This window comes from Treponema denticola, from assembly GCF_024400535.1.
In the GTDB taxonomy this organism is placed as follows: Bacteria; Spirochaetota; Spirochaetia; order Treponematales; family Treponemataceae; genus Treponema_B; species Treponema_B denticola_C.
Window position 1 is genome coordinate 1,720,209 of the sequence record NZ_CP038800.1, and the last position, 19,472, is coordinate 1,739,680.

At 35.5% G+C, this 19,472-nt stretch carries 22 protein-coding genes and 1 pseudogene; 6 read left to right on the forward strand and 17 right to left on the reverse strand.

Translation table 11 applies throughout. The features are described from left to right. Positions 1-13: 13 nt before the first annotated feature. From gpmA to E4N78_RS08095, 3 genes are all read right to left on the reverse strand, one after another. Positions 14-757 (reverse strand): 2,3-diphosphoglycerate-dependent phosphoglycerate mutase, encoded by a 744-nt coding sequence (gpmA, locus tag E4N78_RS08085; RefSeq protein WP_255810051.1) that lies wholly within the window; start codon positions 755-757, stop codon positions 14-16. A 74-nt stretch (positions 758-831) separates the two neighbouring features. Then, the gene (locus E4N78_RS08090) at positions 832-1,680 is read right to left on the reverse strand and encodes a metallophosphoesterase family protein (RefSeq protein WP_255810052.1); all 849 of its coding nucleotides are present in this window, start codon (positions 1,678-1,680) and stop codon (positions 832-834) included. A 1-nt stretch (position 1,681) separates the two neighbouring features. After that, entirely contained in the window at positions 1,682-2,413 is a 732-nt protein-coding gene (locus E4N78_RS08095; protein ID WP_255810053.1) for a hypothetical protein, read from the reverse strand. Positions 2,414-2,637: 224 nt separating this feature from the next. Between E4N78_RS08095 and E4N78_RS08100 the strand changes: the two genes are divergently transcribed. From E4N78_RS08100 to E4N78_RS08120, 5 genes are all read left to right on the forward strand, one after another. Beyond that, the gene (locus E4N78_RS08100; protein ID WP_255810054.1) at positions 2,638-4,353 is read left to right on the forward strand and encodes a hypothetical protein; all 1,716 of its coding nucleotides are present in this window, start codon (positions 2,638-2,640) and stop codon (positions 4,351-4,353) included. 88 nt (positions 4,354-4,441) lie between these two features. Continuing rightward, positions 4,442-5,380 carry an NADase-type glycan-binding domain-containing protein gene (locus tag E4N78_RS08105; protein ID WP_255810055.1) on the forward strand — a complete coding sequence of 313 codons (939 nt, stop codon included), beginning with the start codon at positions 4,442-4,444 and terminating at the stop codon, positions 5,378-5,380. An 87-nt stretch (positions 5,381-5,467) separates the two neighbouring features. Then, on the forward strand, positions 5,468-6,043 hold the full coding sequence (locus E4N78_RS08110; RefSeq protein WP_255810056.1) for a hypothetical protein: 576 nt from the start codon (positions 5,468-5,470) through the stop codon (positions 6,041-6,043). Between the two features lie 32 nt (positions 6,044-6,075). Next, positions 6,076-6,615, forward strand: coding sequence for a hypothetical protein (locus E4N78_RS08115; protein WP_255810057.1), 540 nt, complete (start codon positions 6,076-6,078; stop codon positions 6,613-6,615). Positions 6,616-6,630: 15 nt separating this feature from the next. After that, on the forward strand, positions 6,631-7,557 hold the full coding sequence (locus E4N78_RS08120) for an NADase-type glycan-binding domain-containing protein (protein WP_255810058.1): 927 nt from the start codon (positions 6,631-6,633) through the stop codon (positions 7,555-7,557). A 46-nt stretch (positions 7,558-7,603) separates the two neighbouring features. Here the strand turns inward: E4N78_RS08120 and E4N78_RS08125 are convergent, their stop codons facing one another. The 14 genes and pseudogenes from E4N78_RS08125 to E4N78_RS08185 all read right to left on the reverse strand — a co-directional run bounded on the left by E4N78_RS08125 (position 7,604) and on the right by E4N78_RS08185 (position 18,210). After that, positions 7,604-8,158, reverse strand: coding sequence for a CinA family protein (locus tag E4N78_RS08125; RefSeq protein ID WP_255810059.1), 555 nt, complete (start codon positions 8,156-8,158; stop codon positions 7,604-7,606). Between the two features lie 26 nt (positions 8,159-8,184). Next, a complete protein-coding gene (locus tag E4N78_RS08130) occupies positions 8,185-8,598 on the reverse strand; it encodes a bactofilin family protein (RefSeq protein ID WP_255810060.1) in 414 nt (137 codons plus the stop codon). Then, positions 8,585-10,222 (reverse strand): apolipoprotein N-acyltransferase, encoded by a 1,638-nt coding sequence (lnt, locus tag E4N78_RS08135; protein WP_255810061.1) that lies wholly within the window; start codon positions 10,220-10,222, stop codon positions 8,585-8,587. The genes E4N78_RS08130 and lnt overlap by 14 nt, the downstream gene beginning before the upstream one ends. Beyond that, the gene (locus tag E4N78_RS08140) at positions 10,212-10,538 is read right to left on the reverse strand and encodes an HU family DNA-binding protein (RefSeq protein ID WP_255810062.1); all 327 of its coding nucleotides are present in this window, start codon (positions 10,536-10,538) and stop codon (positions 10,212-10,214) included. Before E4N78_RS08140 ends, lnt begins: the two co-directional genes overlap by 11 nt. Before the next feature lie 56 nt (positions 10,539-10,594). Next, positions 10,595-10,864, reverse strand: coding sequence for a 30S ribosomal protein S20 (gene rpsT / locus E4N78_RS08145; RefSeq protein ID WP_255810063.1), 270 nt, complete (start codon positions 10,862-10,864; stop codon positions 10,595-10,597). 60 nt (positions 10,865-10,924) lie between these two features. Further along, positions 10,925-12,157, reverse strand: a complete 1,233-nt coding sequence (locus tag E4N78_RS08150; RefSeq protein ID WP_255810064.1) for a (p)ppGpp synthetase — start codon at positions 12,155-12,157, stop codon at positions 10,925-10,927. A 79-nt stretch (positions 12,158-12,236) separates the two neighbouring features. Beyond that, positions 12,237-13,286, reverse strand: coding sequence for a flagellar filament outer layer protein FlaA (locus E4N78_RS08155; RefSeq protein WP_255810065.1), 1,050 nt, complete (start codon positions 13,284-13,286; stop codon positions 12,237-12,239). A 94-nt stretch (positions 13,287-13,380) separates the two neighbouring features. Then, positions 13,381-13,839, reverse strand: a complete 459-nt coding sequence (locus E4N78_RS08160; RefSeq protein ID WP_255810066.1) for a GerMN domain-containing protein — start codon at positions 13,837-13,839, stop codon at positions 13,381-13,383. 14 nt (positions 13,840-13,853) lie between these two features. Beyond that, the gene (locus E4N78_RS08165; protein ID WP_255810067.1) at positions 13,854-14,864 is read right to left on the reverse strand and encodes an N-acetylmuramoyl-L-alanine amidase; all 1,011 of its coding nucleotides are present in this window, start codon (positions 14,862-14,864) and stop codon (positions 13,854-13,856) included. A 6-nt stretch (positions 14,865-14,870) separates the two neighbouring features. Next, entirely contained in the window at positions 14,871-16,130 is a 1,260-nt protein-coding gene (locus E4N78_RS08170) for a phosphoglycerate kinase (protein ID WP_255810068.1), read from the reverse strand. Between the two features lie 31 nt (positions 16,131-16,161). Next, entirely contained in the window at positions 16,162-16,545 is a 384-nt protein-coding gene (locus E4N78_RS08175) for a VOC family protein (RefSeq protein WP_255810069.1), read from the reverse strand. A gap of 119 nt (positions 16,546-16,664) precedes the next feature. Next, positions 16,665-16,961 (reverse strand): annotated as a pseudogene (locus tag E4N78_RS13830) (ISAs1 family transposase); the annotation flags it as partial. A gap of 127 nt (positions 16,962-17,088) precedes the next feature. Further along, positions 17,089-18,009 carry an ISAs1 family transposase gene (locus tag E4N78_RS08180; RefSeq protein WP_255812336.1) on the reverse strand — a complete coding sequence of 307 codons (921 nt, stop codon included), beginning with the start codon at positions 18,007-18,009 and terminating at the stop codon, positions 17,089-17,091. A gap of 3 nt (positions 18,010-18,012) precedes the next feature. Further along, positions 18,013-18,210 carry a hypothetical protein gene (locus E4N78_RS08185; RefSeq protein ID WP_255810070.1) on the reverse strand — a complete coding sequence of 66 codons (198 nt, stop codon included), beginning with the start codon at positions 18,208-18,210 and terminating at the stop codon, positions 18,013-18,015. 94 nt (positions 18,211-18,304) lie between these two features. On the opposite strand from E4N78_RS08185, the gene E4N78_RS08190 reads away from it, so the two are divergent. After that, the gene (locus E4N78_RS08190) at positions 18,305-19,471 is read left to right on the forward strand and encodes a haloacid dehalogenase-like hydrolase (RefSeq protein WP_255810071.1); all 1,167 of its coding nucleotides are present in this window, start codon (positions 18,305-18,307) and stop codon (positions 19,469-19,471) included. Position 19,472 lies beyond the last annotated feature (1 nt).

Sequence of the window (19,472 nt, forward strand, 5' to 3'; positions counted from 1 at the left end):
TTATACTCTTACCTTATTTCTTTTTTCCTTGATTTGCAACTGCATTTATTTTTGCATTGATTTTTTCTTGATCTCCAAGATAGCGTTTACTAAGAACCTTAAAATTTTTATCGAATTCGTAAACCAATGGAACGCCGGTCGGAATATTTACCGAAATTATTTCTTCATCGCTTAAATTTTCAAAATATTTAACCAAGGCTCTGAGGGAATTACCGTGGGCAGTGATAAGAATCCTTTTTCCTTCGAGCATTTGAGGTTTTATGGTCTTTTCAAAAAAAGGAACGGCTCTGGCTATGGTATCTTTTAAACTTTCGGTCAAGGGGAGCTCTGATTTTTCAATACCCCTGTATTGTTCCTGTAAATAGGGACAGCGCTTATCTCCTTCTTCCAAAACGGGAGGAGCAATATCAAAGGAACGGCGCCAAATTTTTACCTGATCTTCTCCGTATTTTTCGGCCGTTTCCGCCTTGTTTAGGCCCTGCAAGCCCCCGTAATGCCTTTCATTCAGCTTCCAAGTTTTTATAACGGGAAGCCATTCCCTATCCAGCTCGTTTAAAATATAATTGAGGGTATGAATTGCCCGTTTTAGATAGGAAGTATAGCAAATATCGAAGTCAAAACCTTCTTTTTTTAAATAGGCTCCGCCTTCTTTTGCTTCTTCTACACCTTTTTCGCTTAAATCGACATCCGTCCAGCCTGTAAATAAATTAAGCTTATTCCATTCACTTTCACCATGTCTGACCAAAACCAATTTCATATAGTCCTCCAATTAAGGCTAATATTATACGATAGGGATTATAGTGTCAAGAGCGCGTATTATATGTGTTTCACTTACTTATATTCTTTAACTAAAAAGGAAGAATTAGTTTCATCTATGGAAAGCTCAACCCATGATGAAGATTTTAAAATACTTCTTACAACTAACTCCGAAAATGTGCCATAGCTATAAATAAGCATTCCCGGATGATAGTGGCCGGCAAAAAAGACTTTTACATTATTTCTTGAGAAGGTATCAATCAAAACTGCCCGTTCTTTTGTATTTAACATAACAAAATATGGAATACCTCCTCCATAAATTGCATAATGAGAAAATACGAATTTAGGATTCGGATCAGCTTTCATTTCTTCTACAAGATTTCTTAGCTGAGGCTCTCCCAACATTCCATCCCCTGAATCAATAAAGTACCATGAAAATTCGTTAGTTTTAAAGCGGTAATAAGGTACATGGGGATAAATATATTTTTTCCAATGTCGCCATCCGGAATTATGAAGGTCATGATTTCCGAGGGCTGTATATACGGGAACATCCTGTATTTTTTTTATATCTGCTACAAAAGAAACATATTGTTTATACTCTTCTTCTTTTCCATGCTCAACAATATCTCCCATTGAAATAATAAAAGAAGGAAATTTATTTGAAGCTTTTTTATCTTTCAACCAGTCAATAAATTCTTTATCATAGCGTCTTCTATCGGCACCAAAGTGAATATCTGTAAATATTACACATGTAAATTTTTTTGAAGCAGGCAATGTATGGGGGGGGGCCAAATCTACTATCTTTGTACTTCTGTCTGAAACACTATTAGGTCTGTACAAAAACTCACTTAAACCATGTCCGCAAGAAATAAGAACGAAACATACAAAAATTATATAAACAAGCAGCTTTATTTTTTTTATCATTTTATACCTTCTTAGGTGGAATTTTAAAAACAACAGAAATACCCATCATCATATTTGAAAGATAAGATGTAAGGGTAAACATATCCGAATATTTTACTGAAAAGAAATTATTCAGTCTAATCTCAGGCGATAAAATCCATGCCGTTTCAAGACTGAAAATAGGAGTAAAAAACAAAGGATAATTATGCATACTATACGAAGCTATCTTAAATGCCAGTAAAAATTTATCTTTGATAAGGCTTTCTAATTTTAATGATAAGGCTAATGTATTATCTATTAATGGTATGATAGATAACTTATAAAAACCCGTAAGTTTTAATAAATATGATATATCGAAAGAAAATAAAACTTTATCCAATTTTCCGGCAGAAAGATTAGCTCCAAGCAAAAAATTATTTTCAATGCAGTATCCGGTAAAAAGGTTTAAATTATATATAGCATGAACACCAAGGGAAAAATATTTAAGCTTAAGAGGTGAATATTTTCCGTACACAGTTCCGCTAATAGAATCAGATCCGGTTTTTACTCCAAGCCCTGATGAAAATTTGGAAATGGAAAAACCGTAATTCATAAGATACGAAAAAGCTTCCAGCCTACCCTTTCTCGATAAATCGGCTTCTATTCCATAAGAAAACTCATGCATATTTTTAACATCGGCTTCGGAAAATAATGCAAAACTCAAAACAATAAAAATTGTAACAAAAAAGGCTCTCATGTCATCCAGTTGTAACATATTATATATAGTTTTGTCAAGATAAATATTGGCAACTAAAACTATTTTAGAAAGCAAATACAGGATATTTCTTTGACTTTTTAAGTAAACCAAATTTATTTAAAAAAGTAGTCTTGATTTTAACAAAAACCTATAATATAGTGGAAGCAGGAGGAAAAGTAATCGATTTCCTATAGCTTTCATATTTTCTATGCATGGAAAAAATTTAACTTAAGGAGAAGTTTATGGAAAATTGGAGAAATTCTTATTACTTAAGAGATTTAGATAATCCGACTATAGGTAATGGTAATAATGGAAGCAATATTCCCAATACAAAAACCGGACGGGCATCAAATAGTCATACAATAAGTAATCCTATTGAACCTAATCCGAGTAATCCTCCGGTTAGACCTAGAATACCGGCCAACTCGGATACTAATCCGATCGAACCTAATCCGAGGACCCCGCCGGTTAGAGTGGAAAAACCAGTCAACACGGACACTAATCCTATTGAACCTAATCCTGTTACACATCCGGTTAGACCTGAAAAACCGGCCGACTCGGATACTAACCCGATTGAGCCTAATCCTAGTAACCCGCCGGTTAAAGTGGAAAAACCAGTCAATACGGATACTAATCCTATTGAACCTAATCCTGTTACACATCCGGTTAGACCTGAAAGACCGGCCGACATGGATACTAACCCCATTGAGCCTAACCCGGATACCCCGCCGGTTAGAGTGGAAAAACCAGTCAATACGGATACTAATCCTATTGAACCTAATCCTGTTACACATCCGGTTAGACCTGAAAGACCGGACGACTCGGATACTAACCCGATTGAGGCTAATCCGGGCACCCCGCCGGTTAGACCTGAAAGATCTGCCGACACGGATACTAACCCGATTGAGCCTAATCCGGGTACCCCGCCGGTTAGACCTGAAAGATCTGCCGACACGGATACTAACCCGATTGAGCCTAATCCGGGTACCCCGCCGGTTAGAGATGAAAAACTAACCGCCACAGATACTAATCGGGTTGAGCCTAATCCTAGTAACAGTACAAATGATGGTACAAAAATAGGTAATAGCTTTGGTATTAAACTTGCTGATGATTCTTCAACAAAGGGAATTGATAAAAATGATGAAATAAAATCAGCTGCAAATACAGGAAACAGTGCATTGCAGAAAAATGCTGCCGAAATAAATCACCGGCAAACTGAGCATGTTGAAGTTTCTCCGAAAACAAAAGCTAGAGATCTGCTGTTAAGTAAAAGAGGTAGTACCGATAATGCTGCTTTGGCAGAGTTTTCTCACACATCTCGAAGAGATATCCTTGAATTCCGTCGAAATAAGCCTGCGAGTATTATTGTAGACTATGACACACAGGGCCGAGATGTGACTCTGGATGATTTTAAGGTAGATGGTATGGATATTTCGATTAAGCGTGAGCATGACGGTTACGGAAATAAATTCGATTCGGTTCGGACTATTGAAACCGTAAAGTTAGCAAACGGGCAGGTTGTAAAATGCAATATTCAGGACATGGTTGGTGCTAATGCAGAAAGCAAGGCATTCGCTGACAAGCATAAAGGTATGACCTTACCTGACGGCAAATATTATCTTACGGCAAAAAAACTAACAAAGCAATCAGATGGTACATATAATTCTGATTGTTTTCAAAATACATTGAGACTGCAAACTAAGGATTCAAACATTCCTAAAAATATTAGGGATGATATAAATTCCAAATACTATCTTTTTCATGCTACCGAATATAAAAAAGGTTTTATACCGAAAAACGGCGGGAATAGAATATGGATTAATCCTTGGTCTGCAGGATGTATTTCGTCCATAACAGGAGGACAGTCCACACATGATGATTTTATGAATATGCTGACAGGAATCACTCCCGAAAATATCAACGTTACCATAACATCTAAACGGCATGTAGATATATAATTATTTACTAGTGACGTCTTCCGGACAGGTCTTTACGGCCTGTCCGGTTTTAAAAAATTAATTAAAAACTTTTATGAGGAGAAAAAAAATGCTTTTAAAAACTAAGATCGATTTATTAAAAAAAAGCTTATTTTTATGTCTTTTTTTAATCGTGGGTAGTTTTGCAATAGGGCAAAACTTTGATTTGGCAGGATTCGGATATACGGATACGGTACCATGCCCCTATTTTATCGAATTCCAAAAAGGAAACGAGATTGAAATAAGCTGGTATAATGCAAATCAGAAAAGAGTAAAAAAAATCTATACTTACAAAAAAAAGTATATAGGCCGCTTTCCTCTATTTGAATTGAATGCCGATATGCCCGATGACCTATATGCAGGACTTAATCCCGAATCAAAAAACTATTACGGAAATAAATTTATGCTTTTAACGGGTTTGGCAAAAAAAGCTTTGGGAGAAAATAAAGACGGTATTGTAGGCCTCGGTATGCTGCCTACACGCAAGGGTAAAAAAGCTTCAGACTTCTTTTCTGATTTTCCCATGGGAGGAACAGGAGAAACACCTTATTTTTACTATGAAAATGTAAGTTCTCATCTTGTGGAAAAATCAAAAGAAGGGAAAAGAGAATATAAAATAGAAAATTTATCGATCATGGAACAAGACACTCCTTGGGTAGAAGGTGTAGACGGCTGGGGTATAGGAGAGTCCTTTGTTATAAAAACATGGAATGACACCAGTGACAAATACATACTCTTAATGAACGGTTATATTTCAGCTTCAAATCCTAAACTTTATGATGAAAACGGAAGGATTAAAAAGATATTGGTTGAGGGTGTTATAAGCGGTAAGAAAAAAGAGTTCACCGTAAAGGATACGCCCCATCCTCAAACTGTAGACATAAGTTTTTTACCCGAACAAGAAGATGTTAAGATTACCATATTGGATGTGTACAAGGGTACAAAATACGAGGACACAGCCATTCATTTTATGATTTTGTGGAGAACCGAAGTTATCCCTTACGAATAAAACTTTTATAAAAAAGTATGATAAACAGTTTGGCAGGAATTCTGCCTTACTGTTTGTCTTCTGGTTTTTATTAAGGAGAGAAAGAAAATGTTTTTAAAAAGAAAGATCGATTTATTAAAAAAAAGCTTATTTTTATGTCTTTTTTTAATTCTGGGTAGTTTTGCAGCAACTCTTAATGCTGCAGAAAAAGCAAAGTTTATCATCAACGATGCCCCCTTTATCTTTAGAAATCAAAAATTCATTCAGGGTAAACAATATACGCCTCAAGAATTACAAGAAAAAGTAGGTAAAGCTTACGGAGTTGGAAATAAAGCAAAACTTCTTGAAATTTTTTATACTGATGAAGGGTTGGTATTCACACTTGACCGTCAGAATTATTTTTGCGGGCTCGAATTCTTTATGATGAAAGAAGATAAAGATCCGATTATAATATATGATTTAAAAATACAACTAGGTGATACATATGAAAGTATTCAAAAGAAAATAAAGGCTCTCAAGATCACATACAATCTTTATGAACAAGCAGGTTCTAATCCCATGATAGATATGGAATTTGTCAGCAAAAAATTCGGAAAAGTAAACGTAGCGATTGTATGCTCACAATATGAAAAGCAGCATGTGCTGCTTGTTACAGTACTATATATGGATATTATTCATGAATAAAACTACTATTCATTGATAAGGAGAAAAAGAAAATGTTTCTAAAAAGAAAAAAGAATATTTTTATTTGTGTTTTGTTGTGTATTTTTTTAATACAAATATATGCCAATGACGTTAGTGAAGTTAAAATCAATGACGGTCCCATCATATTGCGTGGAAAAAAGTTTGAATTTTATAAAGCACACACCAAGGAAGATATTGAAAAAAAGTTAGGTAAGCCGACCTTTTATAGGCATAAACCGGGAAGATACGATGTTGTGTATGAGGATGATGGTTTTATAATTAGTCTCACGAATGACGGTATTTTTGAATATATAGGTATTAATTTCGAGATTTTTCATAGAGTTGATGTAAAGGGACTTATTATCGAAAGAGGTAATACATACTTACAAATTATTAAAAAACTCGAAAAAAAGAAATTTGACTTTACCGTCACAGAGGATTCAGATAATATTGTTTCTATAACAGTCAAATTTTTTACTAAAAATATCGGCAATACACAACTTGAAATTTGGTTTCCCGATAAGAAAAATACTGAAGTTGTAGGACTTATCTATGCACGAGCAGACCAATGAAGGAGAGAAAAGAAAATGCTTTTAAAAACTAAGATCGGTTTATTTAAAAAAAGCTTATTTTTATGTCTTTTTTTAATTATGGGTAGTTTTGCAATAGGACAAAACTTTGATTTGGCAGGCTTCGGATATACTGACGGACCTCCAGTCTCTTATTTTATCGAATTTCAAAAAGGAAACAAGCTCGAAATAAGCTGGTATAATGCAAAAGAAGAAAAGGTAAAAAAGCTCTATACTTACAAAAAAAAGTACATAGGTAGGTTTCCCTTATTTGAATTGGATGCCGATATGCCCGATGACCTATATGCAAACCTTGATCCTCAATCAAAAGAATATTTAGGCAATAAATTTATGCTTTTAACGGGTTTGGCAAAAAAAGCTTGGGGAGAAAACGAGGATGCCGTTATAGGCCTAGGTATGTTGCCTGCAAGCAAGGGTAAAAAAGCTTCAGACTTTTTTTCTAATTTTCCCATGGGAGGAACAGGAGAAACACCTTATTTTTACTATGAAAATGTAAGTTCTTATCTTGTCGAAGGAAAACGAGAGTACAGAATAGAAAATCTATGCGACATGAGAGAAGACACCCCTTGGGTAGAAGGTGTAGAGGGCTGGGGCATAGGAGAGTCCTTTGTTATAAAAACATGGAAGAGCAGTAATGATAAATACATACTCTTGATGAACGGTTATATTTCCGCTTCAAATCCTAAACTTTACGATGAAAACGGAAGAATAAAAAAAATATCGGTTGAGGGCCTTACAAGCGGCAAGAAAAAAGAGTTCACCGTAAAGGATACACCCCACCCGCAAACTGTGGACATAAGTTTTTTACCCGAACAAGAAGATGTTAAGATTACCATATTGGATGTGTATAAGGGTACAAAATACGAGGACTCTGCTATTCATTTTATGATTTTGTGGAGAACCGAGGTTATTCCTTACGAATAAAACTTTTATAAGGAAGTACTTAAGTATATTGTCAATGACTGATACATCATCCATAATTTTTAGTTAAGGATAGAATATGTTCAAAAGCCTTATTTAAAGTTTCCTCTCTCACTTCATCGCGTGAACCTAAAAATTCATAAGATGATGTTTTAAAGATAAGGGAATCCTTTTTAAAATTATCTAAAATTTTCAGATCAAAATTTTTGCTATTAAAAAAAGCAGAAGAAATACAGACAGTCCCCGGCGGCTTGCCTTCAAGACTTGAAGGTCCAGCCGCCCCGCTTACAGCAATGGATACAACAGATATGGATTTTGAAGATGCCTTTAAAAAATTTTTAACGGCACCTAAATTCATCTCTTCCACGGTTTGTACACTTACAAGGCCAAAATTCTTTAAAGTCTCAGGATTTACATTTAGGAGGTTAATTTTTGCCTGAGGCGTGTACACAACATAACCGCCCCAAAACACTTCCGAAGTACCAGGAATTTTTGTAAACTCCGAAGATATTAAACCTCCGGTCAAAGACTCGCATGTTATAAGTTTAATATCTTTTTCCTTTAGAATAAAAAAGACTCGCTTTATAAGCTCAACATCAATCACTATATCCTCTCATGAAAGCTTAGGGGTTATTGACGGCTAAGCTGTTCTTTAAGCTGATCGGATTTTATAGAAAAAAAATTTTTTTCAGGAAAGCTGTTGTTTTTAATCATTCTGACAGCACCCTCAAATGAAACCTTATCGGCTATTCTTAACTTTCCTGCGCTAATATCTCCCTTCACTGAGCAGCCTGATTTTAAATCGACTTTATCTGCAGCAGAAAGCGAACCTACAACAGAGCCTTCAACAGTGATGGAAGCGGCTTTTACATACTGCACTCTGCAATCGGCACTCTTTGATATATGTAAAGAGCCTTGAGAATCAATAGCGCCTATAAATTTTCCTTCAATTTGTAAGGCCTCTGAAAATTTCATAACTCCGTCAAAGACGGTTTCTTTTCCTAAAACAGTAATATTCTTCTCTTTATATTTATTTCTTTTCATTTAACCTCCGGTTTTTCTTAATAAATTTATTCAATATAATAAAACACAAAATCATAATTAAAGCTATTGTACAAAATAATCCGAAAAAATCTCCCAAGTAAGAGTAAACCGTTTTAGGACATTCTGTCAAGACAGGTACATCCGCAACTAAAACATCTTTGGTAAACGGGGGAAGTATTTTTCTTATTTTACCGTTTTGATCAATAAAGACAGTTTGACCGGAACTTGCGGCTCTTAAAACGGGTATACGGTTTTCGGCAGCCCTAAAAACAGCCATAGACAAATGCTGATACTGACTCACAGCACTTTGAGCCCAAGCATCGTTTGTAAGATTAATAATTATATTTGCTCCGTTTTTTGGAAAACCTCTTGAAATATAACCGAATGTATCTTCAAAACAAATTGGAGTGCCGATTTTTAAATTCTTAAATTGAAGCAGATTTAAAGTCTTTCCTTTTTCCCAAAAATGAGTATCATTCTCTTTTAAAAATTCATAAAAATCAGGAAAAAATTTTTGGTAAGGAAAGTGCTCAGTAAAGGGTACCAAGCGCATTTTTCGGTAAACTTGAGGCTCAGGAGGCATCACATTCACATTCGGAATAAACAGCAGGGCTGCATTATAATCCAGTCTCTTATCCTCAAGATTATCAAAGTTGTTATCTGAAAATTTTTCATCCAAAACCCCTTCATCATTTCCTATTAAAAAAGGAACCTTTTGATTATCCAAAAAATGCAGCAATTCCCGCACCAAAAGAGAATTAGGATTAGAGGTTGAAGTATATTTATAATGCCACCTTATCATAGGAATAAAAGCAGTCTCCGGCCAAACTACTAATTCGATATCCGGATAATTTTTAAGAGCTTTTTCAGATAAGCTTTTAAGTTCTTCATAATTATTTCTATAAACTTCCAAATTTCCAAGCCATGGATCTCTATTAGGCTGAACAAGGGCAATCCTTGTCTTCTCAATTTCTGCAAGATCTATATTTGTAAAAGCTCCGTACAAAAGGAATGCAAAAAAAACTCCCAGCCAAATCATAAGATATTTTGAATACACTTGCAGGAGTTTTTTCTCTTCAAAAAAATCAAAAATTATTGCAGCAATACAAGCTGAAAAGAAAACAATTAAAAATGAAATTCCCCAAACACCAAAAATAGAAGAGGCTCTTATTAAAAGAGGAAAACGCCATTGAGTATAGCCTATAAGGCCGTAAGAGTATCCTAAAAAACCTAATGTACCTATATATTCAAAAGCAGACCAAGCCAGTGTTTGATAAAAAAAACAGTATTTTGGAAAATAAGAGTCAAATATTTTTAATATAAAAAATAAGATCCCGTACATGATAGAATATTTTGCAATTATTATATAAATAGCTACAGGATGAAAAAATATTATCCAAAAATTAAAGATAAAATATGACAAAGCTCCGGAAAATGCACCCCATAAAAAAGAAAATTTAAAATTGACTCTTTTAACCAATAAAAAAAAGGGAACAAGAGCTATGTATGCCAAAAAAGGCAAGCCATTTAAAATCAAATAGTTAGGATGAGATAAGGCAAAAAAAACGGCACCTAAAACGGAAAGTAAAAGGTTTTGAACAAAAAAAATTAATTTATTTTTCATCTGTAATAAACTCTTTTGCATCCATCATGTGCAAGGATTCCTTAAGCCCCTTACCGGGTCTAAATCTTATTTTACACCTTGCCGGAGTTTGAATCATTTCTCCGGTCTTAGGGTTTCTGGCATTTTCTTGTTCCTTTAAAACAGCAAAATCAAAGGAACCTAAACCGCGAATCTCCACAGGCACGCCTTTTTTTAAAAGAAGACTAAGTTCATCTAAAAATAAATTAATTATATCCTGAACCTGTTTAAGCTGATATTGAGGATTATTTCTGTAAATAGAATCGATTATATCTATTTTTGTATGTTTTTGTTTCATTTTATAAACTACAAAAAAATACCGCAATCCCCTTAGGTTTTGCGGTTTTCAATTGCTTATTTAGCAGCAAATGAAGCATTGTACAAGAGCTGCATTCTTGATTTTTTGCGGGCAGCAGAATTTTTTGTCAAAATTCCTTTGCGGGCAGCAGAATCAAGCTGACTGGAGAGCTCGCGCAGTAAGGCTGCAGCAGTTTCTGCATTAGCAGCATGAACAGCCTCAGTATACTTTCTTGCAGTTGTACGTACTTCACTTTTTGTAGAGCGGTTCCGCATTCGGCGAACTTCACTTTGGTTATGTCTTTTAATCGCAGATCGATTTTTCACTTAAGGTACCTCCGTAATTAATTTAAAACTATTGTATATGACATAATACAGCCGCTTAGATTACACCATATCAATTTTTTTTGCAATAGCTATACGTAATTTTTTTATATCTTCTTCAGCCAAGCCAAGATCTGAAGCAGAATCCAAGTCTTTAGCAGCTTCAGGATATAATGCCAACTTAAAATAAGATAAAGCTCTCCTAAAATAAACATGAGCTTGAAACTTATTTATTTCAAGAGATTTTGTAAAATAGTCTATAGCCTCATCATCTCGATTCAATAAGGTTAAAGCAATTCCTACATAATAATGAGAACGAAAATTTGCAGAGTTATATTTACAGCTCTGCATAAAATCCTCATAAGCCGCTTCATAGTTAGCCTGAGCAAAATAAGCCATACCCCGATGTTTAAAAACAACGGAAAGAACTATATCATTAGGATGTTGAGCAATTATTTTTGTATAAATTTTTTCTGCTTTATCAAAAAGATTTTGATTGTGAGCCTCAATTGCAGCTAAAATCAAATCATCAATTGTCTCAGCAACTTTAAGTTCTTCACCATGATCCATACTATCATGGGATGCAGCACCCGTCTCAGGTAAAACTTGAGCAGTATATTCATCAGCCATCGAATAAAATTCAAAGCGCCTTTTTTCAAGCTCAGTATTAAGTTTGTTTTGATAATCGCGAATTTCCTGAAAAATAATATCAGCCAAACTCAAACTTGCGTTTATCGAAGCAAGCTTTCTTTTTAAGGGTTGATCAAAGGGAGAAAATTCAGACTTATAAACAAGTTCATGCTCAACCTCCGCCCAAGCATCTTGTAGAATTGTCCTAAGCTGTATCTCAAAAATCAATTTTTTAGGTAAAACAAGACCAACCTTAAATTCTTCCGGTATTTCAATCAAAAAATGGACCGATTCATATCCGAATTCTCTAAAGGTTCTGTCCGATCCCTTCCGTTCTACCTCTATTATGCTAAAATTCTTTAGCAAAATCTGCTCAACTTCATTTATGTCCTGTAAAAAAGGGCATATTATACGCACGCCCATAATATCCGTAAGAACAGGCAAATCACCGGTATCTTCTTTAGGCGGGAATTTTAAAAGCTTAAGATAATAACTCCCAAAACTCTTAACTCTCGTTTTATAAGTAGGGGCAGATGATATTTTAACTATGGAACGCAAAAATTCCTCTATACGCACTATCAGCACATTTAGATGAGGAACATAAGAATTATACAATTCCCTCAATTTTTCTTTTTTAGGGATCCAAGGTAAGTCTTCAGACAACATATCACGATAAAAATAAACAGGACATCAACAAAAGAGCGGCCGAGTCGCCTCGACCGCTTTTATTTTAAATTGTTAAGACTTATTGTTGTTTCTTTTCGGAACCTTCTGAAGGAGTGAATCCTTCTTCAGTTGCCAACTTCTCTTGTTCAAGGAAGCGTAAAACTTGAGTATGTCCAAACTTTTGAACCTCAATCTTCTTTCGCTTCATATCTCTTTCAGTTTGAATACCCCAGATGTCTTCATCAGCAAAGTCACGTACTGTTGTCAATACTGCTTTGTCATAAATGACTTTAACATCTTTAAAATAACCTACGAAATCGCCGCCGTCATGAGCTGCATCACGTGTAACAAGGAATCCTTCAAAGGCAACGTGAGGAAGAGCTACGGGATATACAGGATAAAGCCTCAATTCTCTTGCCTTTACATGTGAAACATATGAGGGGTTATTCCAGATCATTTCTCTCCATCCGTCAAACAAAAGATAACCCATAAAGTATCTCTTTGTTACATTGTTCTGATCTCTAAGAACAACATAAAGACCATGAGGATAATTCATACCATAAGTATTTACGGCAATTGCCTTGATAACGCCTGTATTTCGGACAACACCATAGCCTTCTTCAAATCTGGACTTTCCTGAGGCCTTGTCTTCATCGGTCGGATCCTGTATATTACCCTGATCATCAACCTGAGCCATTTTTTCATAAGCAGGAATTAAAAAAGCAGGTTTAATCTCTGCATTGGCATTATTTGCCCAAGTCGGGAATAAAATATGAACACCCATCAATTTCTGTCCGGCGAATTTATCTCCCTCAGCTCTTACTTCAGCTTCCTTAACAGTCGAAACAGCAACTGAAACAGGATTTTGAGAAGAAGAATTCAATTTAACTTCCCACTGTTCGATAGCCAAAGAAGATCTCATCAAAGCTTTTTGCTCATCTGTATAAGAAGCTCCGGCAACTGCACCGTAATCCATAACGGTACGGCGGTTTTGTGTCATCTTACCATTAGAATCTGCGATAATATCGGCATTCAACAGCGCGAAATCAACAATAATCGCTTCTTCAGCAACTGCAACGGCTCCCATCAAAAGGAAAGCCATAGCCACAAGTATAAATGTTTTTTTCATTCAAAAACTCCTTTTATGCACTTAATTTATGCCCTGTTACTATAAGTATACGTAATAATTCAATTTTGTCAACACTTTTTTTATGATTTTAATGTTATTTTTTTAATAATTCGTAAATCTCCACACCTTCTACAAAAATACAGGCGGCCTGAAGAGTCTTACAATTGGTAAATATATTCTTCTCTAGGAGCTCTTTAATCGCATCCGAATCAAATTCGGGTCTTATATTTTCTACAAAGACTAATGGTAAATCCGCATATAGGATACCATCCTTTACAAAGCAGGATAAGAGTTTAGTTCCTGAAGGTACAAAAGAATAACAAAGATGATTTACAGGACCAAGCATTAATTCTTCAAAAAAGGAAGATTCTTGAGCCTGAATATCTTGTGTCTGAACATATCGTATTTCCGTATCAATTTTACCGGTTATCGAATTTTTAAAAAAAAGAACATACCGATTATATTTTTCATTTAAAAAAGATGTAAAAAATACTATGATTACTATTACAACTAATAAAAAAGCCGAAATAATCTTTGTTTTTATGTAATTCATTACATACCCCGAAATCAATTATTTTCAAAATTGCTTATAAAAGCAGACAGACCATTATATATACCCAAGGAGCATTTTTTCAAGTAGTCGGGAGAATTTAAAAGCTTAATTTCGGTTTTATTGCTGATAAAGCCTAATTCAATTAAAACGCTGGGCATTTTAACATTACGCACCACAAACCACTGATTTTCGCGTATTCCCCTATTAGGGCTTTTTTTTCCGATTTGAGCATCCAAACCGTCTAAAATATTTTGCGCCATTAAAATACTTTCCATCGTAAATTCTTCTTCCATCATCGAATTCAATATTGGATGAATTTCTTTTGGAACCGTGTTTTTATCCACTACTTCACGCCTGTATTCCGGAGGCAGATACCAAACTTCAAAACCGGCAGCCTTGGAATTAAGAGAGGCATTTACATGAACGGAAACATAGAGAATACTTTCATTTTTTTTCAATTTTACCGAATTTGCCATTTTTACCCTGTCTTCAAGGGTTGGATAAACATCCTTATCCCTGGTTAAAAGAATTTTTTTATCGGGATAAGCTTTTTTTAGCATATTGTATAGGTCTAAACTTACATTTAAAGCTACCGTTTTTTCATTTAGTATTATTGTTTTTTTATTTTCAACATAAGAACCGATACAACCGGGATCTTTTCCGCCATGTCCCGGATCTATCAAGATAACCCCTACCCTATACTTTGTTTCTTTTTGAGGAACCGAAAAAAAAGTTTCAAGCTTTTTATACATTTCACCGCTTATAAAGGTAAGTCCGTCTTTTTGATAGGGAGGAGAAATAAAATCAGGCCTTTGATTATCATAAATTATAAGACTTTCCCCTATTTTGCAGCTGACCTGAGAGTTATCCTTCATAAAAATAAGCTCTTGAGAAAGAGGATCCCACGAAATATCAAGATCAAGCTTTCCTGCGGCATCTGTAACCGAAACGCCCGCAGAAAAAGCTTTTAAATAAAGAAAAATCAAGAGAAAAATAGAAAAAAAAGTCCTTTTACTATCTCTCATTAAAAATTAAATAGTATCAAGACACTCAATACCAGGGAGAATTTTCCCCTCAAGGAATTCGAGGGATGCTCCGCCGCCGGTAGAAACATGGCTCATCTTATCGGCAAGATTGAACTTATTTACGGCAGCAACCGAATCACCTCCGCCTACAATTGTAAGTGCTCCTTTTTCGGTTGCAGCTGCTACAAGGCGGGCAGTTTCTTCCGTTCCTTTTGAAAAGGCCTCAAACTCAAAAACGCCTACAGGTCCGTTCCAGACAATCGACTTTGATGACAAAATAATCTCTTTATAAAGAGCCAAGGTCTTAGGCCCTACATCCATTCCCATAAGATTATCCGGAATATCGGTGCTTTCAACCAAAACCGCTTCGGCATCGGGAGAAAAGGTTTCGGAACAGATATGGTCAACAGGAAGGATTATCTTTACACCCTGTTTTTCAGCCTTATCCAAAAGATTTTTAGCAGTATCCATAAAATCTTCTTCAAATAGGGATTTACCTATCTTTTTTCCTTGAACCTTTAAGAAGGTGTAGGCCATTCCTCCTCCTATAATTAAAGAAGAGGCGTTTTTTAAAAGGCTTTCCAAGACAGCGATTTTAGAAGAAACCTTTGCTCCTCCTATAATTGCCGTCATGGGCTTTGCAGGATTATTTAACATGGGCTCAAGGTATTTAATTTCCTTTTCCATGAGAAAGCCGGCTACCCTTGTATTGACAAAATTTGCAATTTCGGCTGTAGAAGCATGAGAGCGGTGAGCCGTTCCAAAAGCGTCATTTACATAGATATCGCCGTACAAGCTTAGCTCTTTTGCCAAGATTTGCTGTTCGGCCTTTTCCTTTGAAGTTTCTTCTTTGTGGAAGCGGGTGTTTTCAAGCATGAGGATCCCGCCCTGAGGGAGAGCTTTTACCCTTTCAAGCTGTCCCATGCAGGAAGGAGCAAAATCAACAGGAAGTTTAAGAAGGCCGGATAAATATTCTGCAACAGGTTTCATCCTGTGCTTTCCGTTAATATAAGCTTCCTCATCAAAGGGTTTTCCGTCTTTTTCGGCCTTTTCCTTGGCTTTTTTTGCATCTTTTGAAGGATCGCCCAAATGGCTCATCAAAACAAGGCTTCTTGCTCCTTGTTCCAATATATATTTTATTGTAGGAAGAGCCGCCCTAATCCGCGTATCATCCTGCACTACACCGTCCTTCATAGGAACATTAAAATCGACACGCATTATTATGCGCTTATCCTTTAAATTTACATCTTTTACAGTCTTAATCATATTACCTCCAACAATTTTTTATTTTAAGCCTTTAAATTTTATCATTTTCTTTTTTGAATTCGATGAAGTCTATTTCAACCCCGTTAGGATCTACGGCCGTTAAAATCTTTTTACCGTCTTTTACGGTTCTTGGAGGAGCCGTTATACGGACATTTTTAGATTTTAGGTACTTTTCGGCTTCGCCTATCTGGTCTACCTGTACGGTAAGAGAAAGCCGGCTGCCGTTTTGAGCTTTTGGGACATCATGGCTTATGAGCTCAAGATTCATTCCGCTATCAGGTTCCGTTAAAAAAGCAATTCTTTTTCCCGGAGCGGCCGACATCATATAATTAAAAGTAAATCCAAGTACTTTTTCATAAAATTCAAGTGATTTTTCCATTTCATCCGTGCGGATGGCAACACTGTTTAAAAACATTTTTATACCTCTTAAAAAAAGTATAACACAATCATTATCATAAGTCAATTGAAAGCACGACAAGAGCACGAAGATTATATAAATAAGCGCACATAGTTTTTGAAAAAAAATGATAAGCATTATATCTCTAGAGCCCTAGCTAAATTACCAAAAGGGTCTAAACTCATAGCATATCGTTTAGCTTTAAGTGAATATTTCTTTCCAAGAATGGTATCTATGTGCTTTAGAATTGATAATGCCCATTTTCGTATGATGTTTTGATTCATAACTGCCGTCTTATTTATGGTTGTATTAGCATCTTCTTTGAATGTTACATCCAACAGCCAATGCATAGCCTCAATAGACCAATGGCTCCTTACAGCTTTTGAAAACAATTCAATATTTAAGGCAAGAGAACTTATAAAATATCGTTGTTCTACACTTTTCTTTTTCTATTATTTATTGCCTCTTACGGTAAAATTTTGCATTCAATTATATCGGTTCATTTATCGTTATGCTTTACTTTTTCTTTCATACTCTTGTCGTGTATTCTTCCCATGGAAATCAATTTTGTAATATTTTTTTGATAAAAGATATATCCATGAGAGCTTTAAACATAATGTGTGACAAAGAAGATTTAGGTGCATTTTTTTGTTTGTATCGCGAGACCAAATTTAACGCCACTTTCCGTCCTATGTTCAAGGCTTGTTGTAGATTTTTATCTAAAAGCCGACAAAAGTCTTCTCTAAAATGAACATCTAATAACCAATGCATGGTTTCTACAACCCATTCTTTTCTTGCTATATCCAATAGCTGTTGCGCTGTAAGTTTTCTACTCGAAATATAATAATGCCATTCATCACTCTTTCCTTTCTTACTCTTAAACTCTGAATGAATAGCTCCAATACAGCTTAACCCCTCCCATTCATCTGTATTATCCATCCAACCTAAATTAGTTGTGCAAAAGGCTGTTCGCTTTTCAACTCTTTCACGATTTTTTTCACTTTTACAAGCTGTGTCCATTTGTTTTCTTAGAATTTCATCTTGAACATATTCTTCAATATCCGCTTTTAATAAAGGCTGGTTCCCTTTTACCGACAATAAATAGTCCCCTTTTCCTTCTTTTATGATTTTTGCCGTTTCTTTTTGACAATTTAAGGCATCTGCAACGATTATATGCCCTTTTATATTAAGAGTTTTTATAAGAGATTGAACCGTAGGTATCTCGTTTGTCTTTCCTTTAACACACTTTTGTGCCAATGTTATACCAAATTCTGCAACTTGTGCAGAGACTATGTGCAGCGGACTTTCATAGCTGCTCATTTTATCTGTTGAACGGATAGTTTTTCCGTCTATCGCTATTGTAAGAGGCTTTTCTGTACCGTATTCTTTGATAAGAGCCTCAGCCATATTCATAAAACATTCGTTTAATGAGTCTATGTTTATCAATTTAAGTAGACAGGTTAGCCAATAATAGCAAGGTATCTTTTATGCCGAATCTTTATTGAGCCTATCTTTTATAATGTCGGCAGTTGCCCATTCGTGTATTTCTCTAATGTTTTTACGGCCGCAAAGAAGTCCAAGTAGTAATATTTTTAAAGCTTCATTTACGCTGTAAAAATATCCGTCGTAATTGCTTATTATTTTGATGTCGTTAAAGTAATCAAATATATTTTCTATTTCCATACCTACATTATCGGCAGTTTTTAGTAAAATTGATTTCCGTGTATTCTTCCCCCCTCCGATTGACTTTATTTTGCAATTTATTCATAATGCCATTATGCTTAATGATGATGCTTTAATTTTAAAAACAGGAAACTGGGAGCCTCAAAATAAAAAGAGGCTGGAAAAACTGATAAGAGAAAAAGCCTTTAACGGGAATTATGCCGTTTTTGACTGGGATTTTACTTCAATTTTTTATGACACACAGGATAATCTTTTTGTGTACCAGATTGAAAATCTTTGTTTTAATTTAAACCCCGAAGAATTCAATCAGACCATAAGGGCGGGAATTCCTCAAGACGAGATTTTGCCCCATACGGTAAACATTGAAGGCAGGGTCTTAACTGCCGAAGAACTTTCGGACGATTTAAACGAACGCTATAAGTTTCTATATAAAAATTATTTGAGTCTTAGCGGAAAAATGAGCCTTGCAGAAATTACATCGACCGAAGAATTTATAGATTTTAAGGCTAAGATGCTCGTTTTAATGCGGGGAGCAGCCTCTCTTTGCGGTGTGGACATCGGCCAATCCGTAAGCACCGGTATGACGATAGAAGAACTTTCAGCCCTTACCGAAAAGGCGATAGACCAAGGTCTAAAAGACGAAATAAACACTTATAAGGTAAGATCTTCATCGATTTTAAAAGGAAGAGCCGGAGAAGTAGAAGGCGGCTATAGAAAGGGCTTGCGTGTTCAAGAAGAAATGCAAGACCTGTTTTCGGCTTTAAGGAAAAACGGAATCGAAGTCTATATTTGCTCGGCCTCCCAAGAAGACAATGTCCGCGTTTTTGCTTCCAACCCAAAATACGGATATAAGCTGGAGAGCAAAAATGTTTTCGGAAGAAGAAGGCTCTTTGATAAAAATAAAAAGCTTACAGTTATAGATGACACCTCGATTCCTGCAACAAGAAAAGAAGGAAAGGCCGAAGCAATAAAAAAAGTCCTAGCCCCAAAACACCAAAACAAAGCTCCCGTTTTAATAGCAGGCGACGGGGACGGCGATTTTTACATGATGGATGCTTTTAAAGACGAGGCCTTAATCCTAATCTTTAACAGAAGCCCCAAAAAAGAGGCTAAAATATACCCCCTTTTAATGAGCGGAATTAAAGAAAGAGGCAATCCTGATGCTCAAATAATTGTTCAGCACAGAAATAACGAAAAAGGCTGTTTTATCTCAAAGGCCCCGGAAGAAGAAAAACCTCTGGACAGCCTGCCTGAAAAGTAAT